This is a genomic window from Pantoea sp. X-Soil-MYKO-1785, from assembly GCF_059730675.1.
On record NZ_AP036000.1, the window covers coordinates 2,171,732 to 2,188,265 of the forward strand.

A 16,534-nucleotide genomic window follows, 5' to 3' on the forward strand; every position below is an offset into this window, starting at 1 on the left:
AGGTCAGCGGCTCTTTTACTTTGCTTCAGCGGCTTCCTGTGACATGCCAAGGTTCAGGGCCTGAGAAAGCAGGCGGGAATGAACCGGTCCGTAAATTTCAGACACTGTAGCTTCGTCCTGATCGCTAAAGACGCGATTGCCGTCTTCATCCAGCAGTACATCCATAAACATCACTACGTCCGCTTTTTTATTACGAATGTAGGTTTCCTGCTGGGTCAGTTTTGGCGCGTCTTCGCCTTCAGCCAGACCCGGGGTCATGATTTCCCGGAAACGCAGCCATGCTTCACCAGACGGCTCGCGAAGCATGACTTTTGCCCCGTTCCACTCAGGCACCTCAATTACTTTTGAGCGAAATCCGGACGATGGAGCAAGCGCCAGATCGCGAAGTGCAGACGGTGATGTTTTGGTTTTTTTAGTTGGCGACATTTCATGATCTCTGTGGTCTGTAATAACAGAGTGACCATAGGCCACTCAGTGAAAGAAAAGCGGCCGTAGCCGCTTATGAACCTGACGCAACGATGCGCTTAGGTTTGCCACGCACGCGCAGCGAGTAAGTGGCGCTGACAACAGATGAAGTGGTCGCACCCCACGAGCTCTGACGCACCTCTACCAGCACGTAAAAACCGTTGCCGGACGGGAAAACCACACGCAACGCGCGAAGCTCATCGTTTTCATATGCCGTCTGCAGCGCCGCCTGTGCCTCTTCATTACCAACCCAGTTTCGGCTGATGCTCATCTCTGCCGGCGCGGCCAGACCGTTGGTCTGCTCCTGCTCGGTTGAGCAAAGTGTGGTAACGTCAATGTCACCCTTCTGGCCGCCGGTATAGGTAATTTCCTTCGTTGCACAGGCCGCCTCTAGCCAATTAACGCCTGCAGAAGGAAAACCCGCCGCATCGAAATCTTCTGGTGTCACCGGCGCGTCAGAGACGGCAAACGTCATCCCCTTCGTTACTTCATATTTACTGGTCATGTTTTCTCCAGACGAAAAAAAACCGCCTTGTGGCGGTGGTGATATTGATGAGGGAAGCGATTACTGCTGGCTCTGAATTTCCAGCGTAGCCCGGAACAGGCCGGTATCGGATTCGTAGCCGTTAGTTTTGTTCATTTGGGTGAACTTCAGCGGCGACAATGCAGCACTGGCTTGCTCTCTGATGGTTCGTGCCTCATCCGGAGTCGATGCGTATACATCAACCTGCAGTGTGCCGCTCTCCTCTGCCGGACCACAGAGCGTATCCCCATACACTTCACTGACCACAGCAAACACAACCCATGGCGGCGAAACGGATGGTTGCCCCTGCGGGTTTAACGGTACCACGTAGGGATAAACCTTCCCGCCAGACAGCTCACTGAGCAGAGGATAAATCTGTGATTCCGTCATTTTGTTAGCGCCTCATCAATGGCCTGATTGGCACGGGCAAACGCGGCATTTGCGGCCTCTTCTTGCCTGGCATCATAAGCTGGCCGAACAAAAGGGATAGCCGGCATATTCGACGTGCCTAACTCAACAAACCGCCAGTAAAAAGCGTTCCGTGAGTCTTTGGTTTTCAGCTTGCTGTCGCTGTTGCCTGTGCGCGGATTCGTGCCTCGAATGTGAACGCCAGAGGAAATGTCGCCGTTACGCGTCCGCTGGGTCATTACAACGATATTCTTTTTCAGCTTGCCCGTTCTTACCGGGGCCCGCTTGATAACTTCGTCCTGAAAAACCGTGGCAGCGGCGCGGGTTGCATCACGCATGACCTTACGATTTTCGGCTTTACTGAGCGCCTTGAGGTCATCGCTCAAATCTAATAAGCCTGCAAAATCCAGTTTGGTATCGATCACGTTTTTACCCCCTGCTTACAGAGAATTTCCAACCGTGTTCCGTTGCTGTTGGGTACGGGGGTGCCGGCAACGTCCAGAATCATGCCTTTTAACGGTCCATTGGTGCAGATAAGGCGTGTCCCGGCGGTAATGTCCGCCCGAAACCGCATCCAGACACGAATGGTCGCCTCGGCTTTCTCGGCGCCAGAAGTCAGCAACTCCCGACCGCTAATCGCTTTGACTTCTGCAGGGCAGCCTACAGCCACATCATGCCATTCGTTTTTGGGCTGACCCGAAGGTGTCCTGACCTGAAGTGAATTCTGTATTGTCACCCGATGGCGAAAGCGTCCAGGTTCCATCAGCTACCTTCCTCCGGGTTTACATCCTCTTTCCCGCGCCAGTTGCGATGGATGAACATCATCCTCTCAGCCGCGGCATTTTCATAAAGCTGCGCTTCACTCTGCGCTGTACGGTGTTCGAACATATCCGCAAAGCAAAGCAGCACTGCACCCTTTACGGCAGCCGGTATATCCCCTGCTACTTTCCATGCGGGTTCATCGCACCACCGGTAGCAGTAGTCGAAAGCAGCCTGCGCAAAGAGAGTGATCAGCTCGTCGCGATCATCTCCCTCAAACTCAATCTGCTGTTTCAGAAGATTCAGGCTTAATACGTCCAGTACATCTATCGCCATGCGTTAAAAGGGCGGGTTTCCCCGCCCTCCCTCATCAGGAACCAGAAGCAAAGGTGCCCTTGATGATCGCTGTCGGGCGGTAGTGGGCCAGAGCAAGGCGCTCTTCGCACAGGATGGTCAGCATGTTTTTGATGAAGTTATCGCGATCCTGATTACTGATCTCGATAGTTGCATCCATGCGGTCCCAAACCTGAGAAGCCAAGTCAAAACCACCAACGGTGAAGGTGCCTGACGCCTGCGCACGGGTAGGAACAACCGGCAGACCCCACATGATGTTGCTGGTAAACGCCTGCGGACCACCGAAGATGTAGCGGCCTTCACCATCTTTCAGCAACGCGATGTTGTGCCAGTCACGTGGGTTAAGGATGATGCCTGATGCGCTGTATTCGGACTCGGTCACCTGGTAAATAGCATGAGCGATAATGTCTGCGCGGGTGTCACCCGTTGCATTCAGCGTGGTGTCATACGCTGTAGCAACATGGTTGATACCTTCCAGATCATCACCGGTGCCGTCACCATTCAGAAGCTGATCTTCTTCTTTCAGAGCCAAGCCATACAGCAGGCGGGTGTTGACGTAGGACTGCAGCATTGGCGCATCGTCCATAACCTGACGAGATGCCTGAATCCAGTGAGCGATGGTCTTCACGTTGGCGGTTTGTTTGCTGAATGTGATATCAGATTCTGGCTTCTGCGCCTTCTCTGCAACAATATCAGCGTTGTTGGTGAACACATCTTCACGCATATATTCCAGTGAGTTACTGGAAATGCGACCCTGAGCCAGCAGATCTCGGATGGTCAGACGGCGCAGGCCCGGAGCAACAATCCCCGGCACCTGCATCGGCTGGATCAGCGCACCTGCAGATGCAGCGTCACTACCGAGAGACTTGTTAAAAGTTTTAGCTTCGAAGCTGCCTCGATTGCCGTTCCATGACTTCTTCAGTTCTTCGGCGGCGCGTTCAGAGAAGGACTTCTTCTCACCCGGATTTTCAGCGCCAGATGCTAGCTTCTGCTCCAGGTCAAAGAGACGGGCACCGGATTTCTGCAACTCTTCGTTTACTTTTACAAGATCATCCTGCAGTTGCTTTGACACTTTACCGGTGCTTTCGATTTCTGCTTTCTGCGCATCGAAAAGCTGGGTCATTTTTGACTGTGAGTCTTCGATGGCTTTCTGAATTTGTGCAAGTTCGGACATGTTATTTACCTAAATGAGAGGGGAATGATTTGATGCTCTCTAAAAGAGCACTGATTTGCGTTTTGTTCGCGTCATCCTCGGACTCGCTCCGAATTGCTGACTTAAACCGGGATATAAACCCTACTGCCTGTGATTTGGTCAGGCCGACTGAATCCCTCAGCCAGCTCTCCACATCACGAATGGTTTCGATACCATCCAAACTTTTCATAGCTGCCACACCGGCAAGCTCATTGGCCGGGAATGTGCAGACGCTGATTTCACGTAACAGCGGGATGTTTTTGAAGATGCGACCGCTGGTACCGACCGAGTAATCGTCTTTATTAACTGAGAAGCCAACCGACATACCCTCCACCGTGCCGTGCTGCATGGCCGCGCGCAGGTCAGTTGCGCCGCTGTGGCCGGGCGTAAGCTGTCCGCGCACATACAGCCCTTTTTCGTCTTCCGCAATGCTGTCCCACTTCCCGACAGGCAGCTCCCATGTTTTATGATTGAAAAACATGGCTACTTTTCGCGTCTGGCTGGATAGCGCACTTTTAAACGCGCCGGGTAGAATAATGTCGCCGTCAGAGTCGGTGTTGTTGAACACGGACGCATAGCCTTCGAAAATCCCCTGCTTGCCGTCACCGGTAAACTTGATTTCCGTTTTATCAAACGACAGCGTTTTTACGATCTCAGGCATCACGGCCCCCATAAAAATTAAGCCCCGACATCGCGGGGCTCTTTGTTGGTTCCTAAATCAGTAATTGGCACGTACTGCGCCTGGCGCATCGCCACATCACCACCCGGCAGAGGCGGCATATTATCTGTCCGCCGCATTTCGTTGATCGTTCTGAGACCTGCCTCACCCATCGCTTTCATAAAGGCAGCGCGTGAAGCGGAATCGCCGCGCAGGAGCCCATCAAGGTTGTGCTCTGCGTGATACCGGCCGACATCCGCCGGCGGGATCAGCCAGCGCTGAATGCTGTTTTCCCAGCGGGATATGTAAGGCTGCAGCGTGTACTGAAGAAAGCCGAGGTTTTGCTGTTCAATGCCCGTCCCCCAGCTCGTAGACTTCTCAACGTCGCCGACGAGGTGAGGTGGAACGCCGAAGAATCGCGCCAGCTCACTGACCTGAAACTTCCGCGACGCCATCATCTCTGCGTCCTGCGGCGTCACGCCGATTGCCGAGGTTGAAAAGCCAGCTTCCAGAATCCAGAGCCGCTTTTTGACCGGTCCGCCGGCTATTTCCTTAAAATTCTCTTCTACCTGCGAGCGCTGAGCCTCTGTCAGCACTTTTTCGCCAGTAGAGAGGATTTGGGGTGATTTGGCGCCGTTCGCGAAGAAGTCACGCTGCTGATCTTCCATCGCCACCGCTACGCCAGCCGATTTGCAGGCAAATGCGATTGGTGACAGCCCGGTCAGGCCAGTGAAGCCGAACCCTTTAAGATGAAAAATTTCTTTTTGCGCAAAGTCCGCGTAGCTGCCATCGCGCTGATAGCGATAGACCAGCCTTTTGCCGTCCATCCGCACATCCATGTTGGCAGACTGCAGGGGCAGCAGGCTGATGACATCACCCGCGCCATTCCTCTCAACCAGTGCATACGCATTCCCGTAGAAACACAGCTGCATCGTCATAGCCTCCCGAAATTCCTGGGCGGTCATGTACTGGTTAGGAGAGAACCGTAGCAATCGGGCCAGCGGGTTATCCATGCCAACCTTACTGCGGTTATCGTCTTTGTCAGTTTCAAAAACATCGAGCGGAAGGCAGGCTGTAAGCGTTGAAATCAGGCTCACGCAGCGCCACACCGTCGAGATCTGGAGGATACGCTCATCATTTACGGATGAATCGCCGAGGTGTCCGTGTGCCGACACCGGGCCAGATTGCGATCCCTGATTGGGAGTGACTAACCGCCCGCCGACAAACCACGACTGCAGGCGCGCCCACATCCCGTTATTGGTTCGCAGGTCTATCGAGTATTTTTGTTCTTCCATCACATGCTCAGCGGTCTGAAAATGAAGTCTTCAAAGTCACCACCTTGCACAGTGACCTCCCCATTTGCCGCACCGACTGACATAGTCATCGCGACCATGCCATCAATACGGCCTGTTGCTTTGGATTTATCGAGTTTCCGGTTGCCGGCGGCGTCTTTTACTACCACTGCGTTAACGGCGCACATTGTCAGTACCGGATGCATGCCATGCCTGACGCGTCCGTTCAGCATCAGTGACTCCAGCGTATCGACCGCGGGGCCCATGTCTTTGAACCCCTGTCCAAACTCCACCAGTGGCAGTGAAAGGCCGATCGCGTCAGCATCCTTCCTGAACTGGTCGATTCGCCAGCGGTCAAATGCCATAGACGTCAGGTCGAATTCGCTGATGATTTCAGCGATATCGCTCACTACAAATGAGTAATCTACGGATGCTCCTGGGGTGGTTCTTAGCAGCCCATCCCTTACCCATACGTCATACGGCGCCCGATCTGTCCTGGTACGCTCTTCAAGCGTTTTTTCCGGGGTCCAGAAGAACGGGAATACGTCCCATATCCCATCAGATGATTCGCCAGCAATAACCAGCGCGGTTAAGTCATTTCGGGCTGAAAGGTCAAGGCCGGCATACCATTTACGTGGAGTGTTCAGAGGTTGCTCACCACAGGATTCCCACACGCCGCGGGAAATGAAAGGTGACACCGTCGAAACGCGCTGGTTAAGGTTCAGGTTGCGGAAGGTGTTTTCAAAGCTGGGCATGCGGCCGGCCTTTTCAGCCTGGCGGGCCATGTCTTTCTCTGATCTGAAGGTGCCTAGCGCGGGGTTTGCCGCCAGCCAGGACTCATGCTTGCTGATGTCCGCCTCTTTCGGCGCCTCATAAACATGGCAGACGATATGCGGGTCTTTTGACTTCACCGCGTCATCAATCCAGATGCTAAGCAGGTCCGCGTCATTCGCTGCCTGGGTACTGATCACAATCAGCAACGGGTTTTCATGGGCACCCTGTGCCGTAGTAATGGCATCAATGAAGTCATCCTGCGGTCCGCGCACCTGCCCGGTTTCGTCGAGAATTGCCAGAACCGGTGACAGGCCGTGCGTTGTCTTACCCTCAGCAGACAGCGCTTTATATTCAACATTGCACGGCAAGCCAATGAGCTTTTTACCGCTCGGCGTGATGCGCACTATTTCCTGCAGCGCAGGATTAAGGTTCACCATCTTTACCGCGAGGTTAAAAACTATCGATGCCTGTTCGCGGCTCAGCGCCCCACTAACGATCTGCGTGTTTTGTACCGCCTCCGGCCCAACCAGGTGAGCAAGCAGAATCCCGGCGATAAGCCCGGTCTTGCCGTTTTTTCGGGCGATACTCAGGATAGCCATGTCAGTGCCGGCGGGGTTGTCGTAAACCGCCAGAATGAACTCTTTCTGAAAAGGGTCCAGCCGCATAGGCTGACCAATAAGCTTGCCTTCAGGCACAATGCAAAAGCGTTCGATGAACGCTATTACACGCTCACCTCGCGTCATAGGTTGTTATCCGTGTTTGGGGAAGGCGATCAGATTGTCTTCTTCTGACTGGTGCTGTTTAGCAACGTCACGCGCTGTCTTGTCGTTCTGGTTACGCTTCTTCTGATCGCGCGTCTCACCGTTAGTGGCATGCGAATGAATTTGCAGGTCCCGGCGCTGGGCCAGAATGGTTCGCTGAAGCTCAGGAACCTGTTTTCTCAGATCTTTGATAAGCGCTTCGTTGCGTTCCTCGCCCAATACTTTTTCCTGCCTTCTTAGCTCTTTACGCAGGGCAATGACATAGAGCTGATTGTTTGCCAGTTCTGCCGCAGCCAGCAGGTCCGCGGGAGTCCAGCTGTCGAGCGCTTTGGATCGGATGTTGTCATGCCAGAATGGTTCGGCGCCGGCTTCAAGCCCTGCATAATCCGGGGGCTGAATGGTGTCCTCGGCTGCGTTTTTCATGGCCTGAATCGCCGCCGTAGAACTGTCTGAGCGGGTTCGTCTGTCTGCCATATGTCAATGCCTAAAGTGGAAAAAATCGGGTTAGCGTTAAAATAAAACTTTGGCGGCGGTCATTTGGAGCAAAGGGTTTGAAGATTTACCCTCCCCCCCTGCTCTGATGAGATTCATTCTCATTTGATATAGTTGCAAATGAAATGATTTCACAGTTGCATCAATCATGCAGCATCGTCTGGCGGGTTAGGTTGGTCGGTATCATCATATTTGTGAGGATGTCTGAGAGCGCACGGGAGGCCACCGAAAGGAATCTGACCTTCACCGAATCGCTTCGTTACTGATTCAAGTGTCTTCCGATCAATGTCTGGCGCTATCAGCGTCTCTTTGCTTGATACCTTCGTAGTGATCGTCAGCGTTGGCAGATCACTGCCCTCATGGATCAAATGTAATGACGACAGACATTCAACCAGTACGCCATCAACACGGCACTCCAGCAACTTGCCATCGCAGTATTCAATCTTCAGCGACTTCATTACTTACTCCAGTGAGACGCGGGGTCGAGCGGGTAGCCGTTAGCATCGCAGCCAATGACTGTGCCACTCTTCTCCATTCTCTGTTTGGTTGAGTCGTGATGCGCTTTGCACAGTGGCTGCCAGTTCTCTTTACTCCAGAACAGGTGCTGTGCTTTCGATATCGCCAGCGGATTGCCAGACTTCAGCGCGTCTTTAAGTTTGTGGGGTTCGATATGATCAACAACTGTGGCCGCTGTGATTCTCCCCTGCTGTTCGCACATCACGCATAGCGGGTGCTGCTGCAGGAATCGAAGGCGTGCTTTATCCCATCTGCTGCCATAAACGCGAGGTTCTTTAATCATGCCAGCCTCCATGCCCTGCGACGCTCTGTCCTCGGTTCATTGTCCGGGTGTCGCTCAACTGTGGGCGTGTCAGCGTGATCCACCAGCGAGTAACACGGATAGATAACGCGGCTACCAAATGCATCACCTACTGCGTAATCAGCAGCCAGCGTTTGATTCCATCTGCTTAATACCTGCTGCACTTTATTCACTGGCAGGCTATAGCAGACGCCGTGAATGAGCTTGCTCATGGCTATGTAATCGCCGTTTGTTCGGTCAGCTTCCACCAGCATTCCGGCAATCTCGTTCTGATACTGAGGCGGTCTGCCGGTACCGAGATAGAAGCTGATAAGCTCATTGGGGAAACGGCTGAGCCAGGCTGTTACCTTCTCAGTGAAGCCGTTAACCAGAACCGCATCATCCTCCAGTATCACTACCCGGCAATCCTGCTGGCTGGCCCACTCGATTGCACGACGATGATTCCAGTTAGCGCCGTGCTGCCCTTCGTCAATAAGCAGGTGAGCACGCATCGACCAAGCAAGTTGTTCTGCCTGATGCTGGCGTGCGTGATGACCAACCACCACGAACTTAATCTCGCCACTCATGTGCTTCCTCGGATACTGATCAAATATCAGGATATTTATTTTGATAGGCCACATATAAAGTGAGGATTAAACGAAAAAGACAAAATCCGTTTCACTTTTTTTTCTGAGGCAGCAATGGCAAATGAAAAAGCTTTAGTTCCAAATCGAGTTTGCGGTGAATGTACCGTATGTTGCACATCACTGCGCATTGATACACCTGAACTGAAAAAAAGATCGGATGTACCTTGTCCACATCTTTCTCCCGTGAAGGGCTGCTCAATATACGATTCAAGGCCGCAAGTATGCCGTAACTGGTACTGTGGCTGGAGAATAATGCCTTTTCTCGGAGATGACATGCGGCCGGACCGTGCAAAGGTTTTGATTAAAATAGATGGCTCAAAATTTACTTTCATGCCCATACAAAGAGACGGTGCTTCTAATTTGCTGGCGATGAACGTAATGAATGCTCTGGCAACGCTGGTCTCGGGTGATGTAAAGGTGCAGGTATCTGTTCCAACAAGGCCTGGATACACTAATTCTTTAGCACCCGTGAATGATGCGTTGAAGCCATCGCTCAAAACGATGGATTTTGAAGAAGGAATCAAAGCAATGAATAACGTTATTTTCTTTGCTTCACGGACTCTGACCCTTCAAGAGCGTGATTGAAATTTACCTTTTCAGAGTCGATATATTTGAGGTTTACGTTTTTGATATTTTTAAAAACCTCATTTATATCGGCTGGAATTTCACACTCGTCCATGCTGTTTTTATCGCTACTTATACCTTTCGGTATCACTTGTGTTTCCACCAGGCAAACTCCTTACCGATTCCGTCTGACTTGAACACTGTGTGGATGCGCGGACCGGTAATAACACGATCACCGAAAGACTTAGCCGCAATCCCGAAGGCTCCCATATCAACCAGAGTGGCGGGTGCCGTCTCCATCTTCCAGAAGCGGTGGCTTTCGATGAGATAATGTTGCCTGATAATACGGTGAGCAAACTCCATTACATCTTCACGGCTGGCGCCCAACAGACCAGCATTGAGCAGAGGTTCATTCCGGTGCTGTTCGAGAAACTCGCTATACGCTTTCCCGTGGTGATTTGCCTTCATCCATTGCTCGGCGTATGTCTTGTGCTCAGAGCCTACATAGATTTTGCCTGACTCCATCTCGTCCCATGGTGCATGCAGCATCTCAACGTCAGTGCCATCGGTACACCAGACCCGTCGATACTCTGGGTGAGCACGGAGGTATTGGTAGATATGGAGCCAGCGGGCGAAATAGGGACTCATCTGAAGCGCAGGTACATGAATCAGACATGCATCGCCCGGGGCAGTGGTTAGCTCATCGGCCAGAACAACAGCATCTGCACCGCGGACTGACGCAGCCCACGCCTGCAACAAATCGGCAGCGGGAGCAAGTTTAGTCCCGCGCTGTGGATCAGGCTGACTGGTCAGCAGTGTGGTGATAACAACATCTCGCTGCTGCCGGAATGGTACATAAGCCGTGTAACCGCTGTCGCGCCGGACGCTGTAGATAACAGCATTAGCCTTTGCCAGTGCTTCACGCTCAGGACGTGGAATAGAGCGCGTACCTTCTTCGTGCTCATCCATAGAGTGGATCAGCTTTTTCGAGCCAACCACATCAGCAAAGGCCCAGGTAGTTAATCCTGCATTGTGAATGCGTAACGCTAAATCAGGATGCTCATACATGCCGCGACCGTATACCGGATCGAAGCCACCCAGCTGCTCAATTGCGCTGCGGTGGTAATAGAGCATCACGCCGCGCTGACCGGTATACGCGATGTGCTTATCATCACGGTACAGCACCGTCATATCGTTCAGCTTATTTCGGCCAGCCAGGTCGAGGAACTGATACGCCAGATGTGGCTCAGGCGATTCGATGTATGGCTGTTCCCAGCCACCAGCAATCGGCCAGGCATCATCGTCCCACAGGAAGAGATGCTCACACCCGGCATCAATCAGCGCCTCAAGGCTCGCATTTTTAGCGGCCACGATACCGCGTGAAACATCATGACGAATAACCCTGACACCTTCAGGCGCTGTCACTGGTTTGGCTGAACCGTCATCAATAACAACCACCAGCGCGCCGGCCGGCAGAAACTTCAGATGGTGATCCAGTGCGCTGGATATGACGTCATGGCGGTTATGGGTGCTGATGGCGATACCAATATTTGATGCCCGCTCAGTTACCGGTGCGTACCGCACACCATCAATCATAACGTCCATATTGACCCCATAAAAAAACCTCCCGAAGGAGGTCATCGTTTGTGAAGTAAGCCGCCTGGCTGGCTTTCTGCCTTGATGCGCTGGCGAACTTGCTCGCTGATAAGTGTTGCAAGCTTGGTGTAGGCGCTTTCTTTCTCAATAAATGATTTCAGCTCACCCACCAGTTCATCTTCATACTGAGTGGCTTCGCCTGTCAGATAACGGGAAACAATCTCACGAATTTTATCAGCATAGGTGTCCGCTTTGTCAGAATTGACCTTGATGCAGGTATTCAATTTGTATGTTTTAGTGCCAGAAAGCAGCGCCTCATTGATGAATGCTTGCCCGTTGTTAAACATAAACGGCTGCTGTTCAGAAACGAAATCTGCTGTAACTTTAAGGTTAGGCAGGTCTGGCCGGTTATGAACTGCGACTAACTCACCATATGTTGCTTTCACCACTACAACGCGTGTGAACTGATGCGTCGCTTTACCTGAGAACGCTTCACTGTGAATTACCTTTCCGTCCTGAATGATCTCTACATTTGCTGTAGCACCAGAGACAATGCCATCTTTCCATTGCTCAAGCCCGGAGATGGTGATTCCAACCTTTCTGTCAAATTCAGGGCAACCGCCCATTGGTAAACTGGAAGTCATCAGAGTTTCCTGCTGGCTGGATGTGTTTAACCCTCGGCAATGGTGAGACCACCAGCCGATGATTCATTGTGTTTATGCTGAAAGTTGAACTCAGTGAATGCAGTTTTCAGCACAAAATAAATTACTCCATCCCGAGCAAGATTAATGACTTTTACTCAAATGTAATTTATGTATATTTGTGCCGATGCCTTCGCATCTCACACAGCCAATTAAAGGAAATAAAAATGAAGCTATCCAAGCACCATATCAAAACGATACTTGATAAGTTAGAAAGCGTTTACCCCCTCATGCTTGAGTCGGACGGTTATCGTGAGCTTGTTGAAGAAATCGGAGACGATGTAACTCTCGATGCTCATCTGCTGTATCTATATGAGAAAGGCCTGATTGAGACTGAAATGAAGTACGACCCTTATACTCCTGGCTGGACGGTCAGCGCTCATCAGACGCGTATAAACAGTAGCGGCATTGATTTAATCGCTAACGCAAATGCCTAATAGTGATGTTTTAGAAGCCGCTAATCAGCGGCTTTTTCTTTCAGCTTCGCAGCGCTTCACAGCGTGGCTAACCGCTATCCCTTGTCGGAGAGATTCATCATCAGGCGCACTCGCAAATGCGCCTTGTGATGGTCACTTAACCAAGTGAGCGGCGTATTCGATGAGGTAGAGCTTTGGTGCCAGCCAGATTTTTAACCACGTCAGGTTCAGCCATCCAAGCGGAATCAGGGTAATCAGCCAAAGCATAAGCAGGAAAATAGCCTCGGGATGCTGAATAAAATCATCTCCCGCCCATTCTTTGCGAAGATATTTAATCCCTCTCCACGTGCCATATTGCGCAGCCACAAATAAAGCTGCACCAAAAAAGCTGAAGATGATGCTCACTGCGAAGTTCCACACCAGTAGCTGATGTACCACATCCGGAATCTGAGCCTGACTGAATGACACGGCGGCATCAATGCCGTTACTGGCCTTCTGCAACAGGTCAGCAAGAATTTTATTGGCTTGTTCGTTCATGTTTTCCCTTGTTCTGGTTACTTAAACCCTTCAGCAATCATCATGAGGACAAAGACAATGAACGATGACAATGCAATGCCTTTAGCCATTTCAATGAGATTCTTCATTTTGTTTGCCTACTACTGCTGGGGTCTGGATGATTCGATGCGCCGAATGGCTGCCCGGTCGATATTGCACTGCCCCAGCACGCCATAAAGCTCTGCATTTAACGCCACGCTGTCACCGAACGTCATGAGCGCCGGCGGCTGCGGCGCTTCAATCTGGCTGGTCAGTTCAGCCGGCAGGTTTAACCGGGGCTGCTTTACTGTCCGGTACTCCACCGGCGGCTTTTGCTGCGTCCCGCAACCGGTCAACAGCATCAGGGGGAACAGGAGCAACAGCGCACTTATCCGCCGCAAGATAACGTTTGATTTCATTCTGTAGTTTCCGGTTCTGCTGTGCCGTCACTGCGCGTTGCTCGGTAACCTGTGTCATCACCGCATTCTGCTGGTTAACTGCTTTGACCAGGTCATTTACGCTGGCGGCCAGGTCATCGTTTTTGGAGCGCAGATCGTTTATCTGACTGTCTTTACTGTTTGCCAGCTGCTCCAGCCGGTCATTAGTGGCGCTCAGCTGTGAATTACGGGCGTTAAGCCCCCACAGGCAGACGCAGATAAGGCCGATGATGATGAGATGCGAATAATTTCGGATAAAGCCGATTACGTTGAACATAGAATCCCCTTAGCTTTGATTAAGCGGGATTTCCGATCTTCAAGACCATTGGTGCCACCGTTAATAATTCTGGTGATGCGGGTAACATCATCAGAGTCTGCAATCTCATTAAGTCCGTGAGCCTTCCACCATGCAGCCGCTGATGCGGCCGCCATCTGATAGCCCGTCAGTAGCTCAGGTTTTGCGACAACATCGGCTTCCAGCGCATCCACCAGCGCCGCATAATTGCTTTTTCCGGTTATCTGAATCAGCCCGCGTCCGCGATAGCGGTAGCCATCTCCTGACTGCGCATTACCATTACCGTTCCGGCTGGCATAGATAATGCTGGCGATCATCTTCTGGTTTGCCGGGTGCTGACTGTTACGCCCGTACATTCGCGCCTGCTCTACGCTGATACGTTTGCCAAACATCGACTTAAGCGCGCCCTCGCTGTAATTCAGCCCTTCTTCCAGCTTCTGGAACCCGGCAGACTCATGGCCGGTTTGTGCCAGAAAGTGAGATTGCCTCAGCGCGGTGGTGATCCCAAACTTAATCATCGCAGCGGCGATATGGGGATACCAGGTATCACGCAGCGCGTTACTGACGCCGGTTGCCTTCTGAAAGTCACTGGCTGTCAGCATTGCTGTCTCCTAACCGCTTATCAATCAACCGGCGCAGCTTTGAAGAAAGCCAGTCCACGCCAAGGAAGCCGAGAAACACCGCAACCACACGCGTTGTGTCGTCGCTGAAGTTCCAGTTAAAGACCGAGCCAATCACCTGCAGCGTCGGCTGGAGAAAAAAGGCAAAGACGCTGCACATCGCTGCATCGAGCAGGCGACGGGGCCATGTGTCTTTGCCGATATAAGTGGCGCGAAGAATGGCCATCACGCCTGCCAGCCCGGCATAACCGGATTCATTTTTGTGGGCATATAGCCAGGCAAGTAGGCTTGCCCAGAAGCCCGGATCTTTTTCTGGCATTCGTTTCATCCTCACCTCCCTAATGGTCGGTGCCGTTCGTAGTCATAGAAAAATGGCGTGCCTCCCCTACAGCAACGGGGAAATCTCAAAGTTTCGGGAGGACGCCAGAAGAAGTCCGGGTATGCCGGATCATTTGAATTCTTTCTGTCAAAGGCACCCAAAGATGCCTTTTGCAGAAAGCTATTTGTTTGCTTTAACCAGAGGCCAGAGAAGAGCAGTCACTACACAGATGATTGCGCCATCCGCAATTACTGACATCATCCGGCTGGTGAAATCGATGGCGATAACCAGGAACAGCAGAACGGCAATTGCCAGCCACCGCAGTCGGGCCATCAGAGATGATTTTCCAGACGCAGACCGAGAACATTGGCGATTTGCTCCAGAACCTTCTGCTCTTCCGGCTCCAGCTCGCCATCAGCCATTGCGATTGTTACTGCCACATCAAGTACGTCTTCACATTCACGCTGATCGCCTTTTACATCTTCGATTTCACGCAAGGCAGCACGACGACCAATACGAATATCAGTGTCCAGTTGGGCAATGATGCGAGTAGAGATATCGTTGATTTCACTGCTGAATGCCGAAAGCGTCGGGTTTGAGCGCAATACCTGCTCAATCTTTGCTTTCTCAGACGGCTCACACTCCCCATCGGCATAGGCCACCAGATAAGCAGCGTTTACTACAGCCTGTGCCAGATCGCGCTTCTCAAACTTTTTGATATCGCTGACAGCACGACGGGCATTCTTTTTGAACATACCGAACATAGTGACTTTCCTTTTAGGGGGTGAGCCAGCGCTCAGAAATGGTCAGCCCACAGAGATAGTCACACCGACCATCACTCTGGCTCACCTTCCGAAAGGCTCTGTGGTTGAAATGCGTCGAGCGTGACGCCTGATGAATATGTTACGCAAAAAATAAATACACATCATACATACTGTTTATTGCACATAGTGTGTATGGTGTGTATACTTGTCTCATCAGTTAACGAGACGGAGGAAGATTGAAAAGTTCGGAACTGATAAAGCTGTTAGAGAAAAATGGCTGGCAACTAGACAGAGTGAAAGGAAGTCATCACCAGTTCAGCCACCCGGATTTCACTAACATAGTAACGGTTCCGCACCCTAAGAAAGATTTGAAGACTGGTACAGCTCACCAAATCATGAAGGATGCGAAACTTAAATAATCAGGAGCCGCCCGCAAGGGCGCTCTTTATGCGTGAGGTGAATGCATGTTGTATTACGGCGTCGTTGAAATCGACCAAGACAAAACAGCCAGCGGTTACTTTCCCGGCATTACCGGCTGCATTTTCGCAGGCGATAATATGCGTGAAGCACTGCAGGATGCTGAGTCGGCGCTTAACGCTCACTTTGAGCTGATGGCCGAAAAGGGTCTTTCCATTCCTGAAGCGAACGATATACCCGATATCGATTCAGGTGATTACGGAGAGAGCGGCCTGAAGGTAGTGATGATCTGCGTTGATATCGATATCACCAAATATCTCGGCAAGTCAGAGAGGATCAACATCACCATGCCGCACCTACTGATTGAGAAGATCGACAGGGCTGTGGGACAGGACTCCCGCTATACCAGCCGCAGCCAGTTTATTGCAGAAGCCGCACGCAAAGAGCTGTCTCACCGCTAACTCTCTCTTCCTTCGTCTCAGGCCGCACATAGCGGCCTTTTTTATTATCCCTGACGCAAACGCGGTAAGTGCCTGGCTCGTCAACCACAGGGATAATCTGGTGCAAACTGGTGGTAACGATCCACCCTCTCAACCTCTTCAGGGAAGCGCTAATCCTTCTCAGCTAAGTTTGCATATGTGGCGGGCAAGGCAGGATTCGAACCTGCGACCAATCGGTTAACAGCCGAACGCACAACCTCTGTGCTTCTCACCCTGAATATGAGACATAAAAAAACCCCGCCGAAGCGAG

Annotated in this window: 27 protein-coding genes and 1 tRNA gene; 4 read left to right on the forward strand and 24 right to left on the reverse strand. The window is 51.7% G+C overall.

Features of this window, described 5'->3' with window-relative positions; genetic code table 11:
• Positions 1 to 15: 15 nt before the first annotated feature.
• The 14 genes from AC6I8D_RS10250 to AC6I8D_RS10315 form a co-directional block, all read right to left on the reverse strand.
• Entirely contained in the window at positions 16 to 426 is a 411-nt protein-coding gene (locus AC6I8D_RS10250) for a phage tail assembly chaperone (protein ID WP_497820107.1), read from the reverse strand.
• 73 nt (positions 427 to 499) lie between these two features.
• The gene (locus AC6I8D_RS10255) at positions 500 to 970 is read right to left on the reverse strand and encodes a phage tail protein (RefSeq protein ID WP_497820108.1); all 471 of its coding nucleotides are present in this window, start codon (positions 968 to 970) and stop codon (positions 500 to 502) included.
• 60 nt (positions 971 to 1,030) lie between these two features.
• Positions 1,031 to 1,378, reverse strand: a complete 348-nt coding sequence (locus AC6I8D_RS10260; RefSeq protein ID WP_497820109.1) for a DUF3168 domain-containing protein — start codon at positions 1,376 to 1,378, stop codon at positions 1,031 to 1,033.
• Positions 1,375 to 1,821 carry an HK97-gp10 family putative phage morphogenesis protein gene (locus AC6I8D_RS10265; protein ID WP_448309792.1) on the reverse strand — a complete coding sequence of 149 codons (447 nt, stop codon included), beginning with the start codon at positions 1,819 to 1,821 and terminating at the stop codon, positions 1,375 to 1,377. The genes AC6I8D_RS10260 and AC6I8D_RS10265 overlap by 4 nt, the downstream gene beginning before the upstream one ends.
• Positions 1,818 to 2,159 (reverse strand): phage head closure protein, encoded by a 342-nt coding sequence (locus AC6I8D_RS10270; protein WP_497820110.1) that lies wholly within the window; start codon positions 2,157 to 2,159, stop codon positions 1,818 to 1,820. Before AC6I8D_RS10270 ends, AC6I8D_RS10265 begins: the two co-directional genes overlap by 4 nt.
• Positions 2,159 to 2,491, reverse strand: coding sequence for a head-tail connector protein (locus AC6I8D_RS10275; protein WP_497820111.1), 333 nt, complete (start codon positions 2,489 to 2,491; stop codon positions 2,159 to 2,161). Before AC6I8D_RS10275 ends, AC6I8D_RS10270 begins: the two co-directional genes overlap by 1 nt.
• 34 nt (positions 2,492 to 2,525) lie before the next feature.
• Positions 2,526 to 3,683 carry a phage major capsid protein gene (locus AC6I8D_RS10280; protein WP_497820112.1) on the reverse strand — a complete coding sequence of 386 codons (1,158 nt, stop codon included), beginning with the start codon at positions 3,681 to 3,683 and terminating at the stop codon, positions 2,526 to 2,528.
• A gap of 1 nt (position 3,684) precedes the next feature.
• Positions 3,685 to 4,362, reverse strand: coding sequence for an HK97 family phage prohead protease (locus tag AC6I8D_RS10285; RefSeq protein ID WP_497820113.1), 678 nt, complete (start codon positions 4,360 to 4,362; stop codon positions 3,685 to 3,687).
• 17 nt (positions 4,363 to 4,379) lie between these two features.
• On the reverse strand, positions 4,380 to 5,654 hold the full coding sequence (locus tag AC6I8D_RS10290) for a phage portal protein (RefSeq protein WP_497820114.1): 1,275 nt from the start codon (positions 5,652 to 5,654) through the stop codon (positions 4,380 to 4,382).
• On the reverse strand, positions 5,654 to 7,168 hold the full coding sequence (locus AC6I8D_RS10295; protein ID WP_497820115.1) for a terminase large subunit: 1,515 nt from the start codon (positions 7,166 to 7,168) through the stop codon (positions 5,654 to 5,656). The genes AC6I8D_RS10290 and AC6I8D_RS10295 overlap by 1 nt, the downstream gene beginning before the upstream one ends.
• A gap of 6 nt (positions 7,169 to 7,174) precedes the next feature.
• Positions 7,175 to 7,660 carry a phage terminase small subunit, hendrixvirinae-type gene (locus tag AC6I8D_RS10300; RefSeq protein ID WP_497820116.1) on the reverse strand — a complete coding sequence of 162 codons (486 nt, stop codon included), beginning with the start codon at positions 7,658 to 7,660 and terminating at the stop codon, positions 7,175 to 7,177.
• Positions 7,661 to 7,824: 164 nt separating this feature from the next.
• Positions 7,825 to 8,136, reverse strand: a complete 312-nt coding sequence (locus AC6I8D_RS10305; protein ID WP_497820117.1) for a hypothetical protein — start codon at positions 8,134 to 8,136, stop codon at positions 7,825 to 7,827.
• A complete protein-coding gene (locus tag AC6I8D_RS10310) occupies positions 8,136 to 8,477 on the reverse strand; it encodes an HNH endonuclease signature motif containing protein (RefSeq protein ID WP_497820118.1) in 342 nt (113 codons plus the stop codon). The genes AC6I8D_RS10305 and AC6I8D_RS10310 overlap by 1 nt, the downstream gene beginning before the upstream one ends.
• A complete protein-coding gene (locus AC6I8D_RS10315) occupies positions 8,474 to 9,061 on the reverse strand; it encodes a hypothetical protein (RefSeq protein WP_497820119.1) in 588 nt (195 codons plus the stop codon). Before AC6I8D_RS10315 ends, AC6I8D_RS10310 begins: the two co-directional genes overlap by 4 nt.
• Positions 9,062 to 9,373: 312 nt before the next feature.
• On the opposite strand from AC6I8D_RS10315, the gene AC6I8D_RS10320 reads away from it, so the two are divergent.
• Positions 9,374 to 9,706, forward strand: a complete 333-nt coding sequence (locus tag AC6I8D_RS10320) for a hypothetical protein (protein ID WP_497820120.1) — start codon at positions 9,374 to 9,376, stop codon at positions 9,704 to 9,706.
• Between the two features lie 126 nt (positions 9,707 to 9,832).
• On the opposite strand, the gene AC6I8D_RS10325 is transcribed toward AC6I8D_RS10320, so the two are convergent.
• Together AC6I8D_RS10325 and AC6I8D_RS10330 are read right to left on the reverse strand one after the other, a co-directional pair.
• Positions 9,833 to 11,290, reverse strand: coding sequence for a glycosyltransferase family 2 protein (locus tag AC6I8D_RS10325; protein WP_497820121.1), 1,458 nt, complete (start codon positions 11,288 to 11,290; stop codon positions 9,833 to 9,835).
• 32 nt (positions 11,291 to 11,322) lie between these two features.
• Positions 11,323 to 11,925, reverse strand: coding sequence for a hypothetical protein (locus AC6I8D_RS10330; RefSeq protein ID WP_497820122.1), 603 nt, complete (start codon positions 11,923 to 11,925; stop codon positions 11,323 to 11,325).
• 224 nt (positions 11,926 to 12,149) lie between these two features.
• On the opposite strand from AC6I8D_RS10330, the gene AC6I8D_RS10335 reads away from it, so the two are divergent.
• Positions 12,150 to 12,419 (forward strand): hypothetical protein, encoded by a 270-nt coding sequence (locus AC6I8D_RS10335; protein ID WP_497820123.1) that lies wholly within the window; start codon positions 12,150 to 12,152, stop codon positions 12,417 to 12,419.
• A gap of 132 nt (positions 12,420 to 12,551) precedes the next feature.
• Here AC6I8D_RS10335 and AC6I8D_RS10340 read toward each other — a convergent pair whose 3' ends face one another.
• The 7 genes from AC6I8D_RS10340 to AC6I8D_RS10370 all read right to left on the reverse strand — a co-directional run bounded on the left by AC6I8D_RS10340 (position 12,552) and on the right by AC6I8D_RS10370 (position 15,367).
• A complete protein-coding gene (locus AC6I8D_RS10340) occupies positions 12,552 to 12,935 on the reverse strand; it encodes a hypothetical protein (RefSeq protein WP_497820124.1) in 384 nt (127 codons plus the stop codon).
• 119 nt (positions 12,936 to 13,054) lie between these two features.
• On the reverse strand, positions 13,055 to 13,294 hold the full coding sequence (gene lysC, locus AC6I8D_RS10345; protein ID WP_497820125.1) for an Rz1-like lysis system protein LysC: 240 nt from the start codon (positions 13,292 to 13,294) through the stop codon (positions 13,055 to 13,057).
• Positions 13,209 to 13,646 (reverse strand): Rz lytic protein, encoded by a 438-nt coding sequence (locus AC6I8D_RS10350; RefSeq protein WP_497820126.1) that lies wholly within the window; start codon positions 13,644 to 13,646, stop codon positions 13,209 to 13,211. The genes lysC and AC6I8D_RS10350 overlap by 86 nt, the downstream gene beginning before the upstream one ends.
• Entirely contained in the window at positions 13,634 to 14,266 is a 633-nt protein-coding gene (locus AC6I8D_RS10355) for a glycoside hydrolase family 19 protein (RefSeq protein WP_497820127.1), read from the reverse strand. The genes AC6I8D_RS10350 and AC6I8D_RS10355 overlap by 13 nt, the downstream gene beginning before the upstream one ends.
• Positions 14,250 to 14,603 carry a phage holin, lambda family gene (locus tag AC6I8D_RS10360; RefSeq protein ID WP_497820128.1) on the reverse strand — a complete coding sequence of 118 codons (354 nt, stop codon included), beginning with the start codon at positions 14,601 to 14,603 and terminating at the stop codon, positions 14,250 to 14,252. Before AC6I8D_RS10360 ends, AC6I8D_RS10355 begins: the two co-directional genes overlap by 17 nt.
• 180 nt (positions 14,604 to 14,783) lie before the next feature.
• Entirely contained in the window at positions 14,784 to 14,936 is a 153-nt protein-coding gene (locus tag AC6I8D_RS10365; RefSeq protein ID WP_497820129.1) for a DUF3927 family protein, read from the reverse strand.
• Positions 14,936 to 15,367, reverse strand: a complete 432-nt coding sequence (locus AC6I8D_RS10370; RefSeq protein WP_497820130.1) for a tellurite resistance TerB family protein — start codon at positions 15,365 to 15,367, stop codon at positions 14,936 to 14,938. Before AC6I8D_RS10370 ends, AC6I8D_RS10365 begins: the two co-directional genes overlap by 1 nt.
• A 236-nt stretch (positions 15,368 to 15,603) precedes the next feature.
• On the opposite strand from AC6I8D_RS10370, the gene AC6I8D_RS10375 reads away from it, so the two are divergent.
• Together AC6I8D_RS10375 and AC6I8D_RS10380 are read left to right on the forward strand one after the other, a co-directional pair.
• The gene (locus AC6I8D_RS10375) at positions 15,604 to 15,786 is read left to right on the forward strand and encodes a type II toxin-antitoxin system HicA family toxin (RefSeq protein ID WP_124890676.1); all 183 of its coding nucleotides are present in this window, start codon (positions 15,604 to 15,606) and stop codon (positions 15,784 to 15,786) included.
• Positions 15,787 to 15,831: 45 nt separating this feature from the next.
• Positions 15,832 to 16,245, forward strand: coding sequence for a YlcI/YnfO family protein (locus tag AC6I8D_RS10380; protein WP_497820131.1), 414 nt, complete (start codon positions 15,832 to 15,834; stop codon positions 16,243 to 16,245).
• Between the two features lie 178 nt (positions 16,246 to 16,423).
• On the opposite strand, the gene AC6I8D_RS10385 is transcribed toward AC6I8D_RS10380, so the two are convergent.
• A tRNA-Asn gene (locus tag AC6I8D_RS10385) sits at positions 16,424 to 16,498 on the reverse strand.
• Between the last annotated feature and the right edge of the window lie 36 nt (positions 16,499 to 16,534).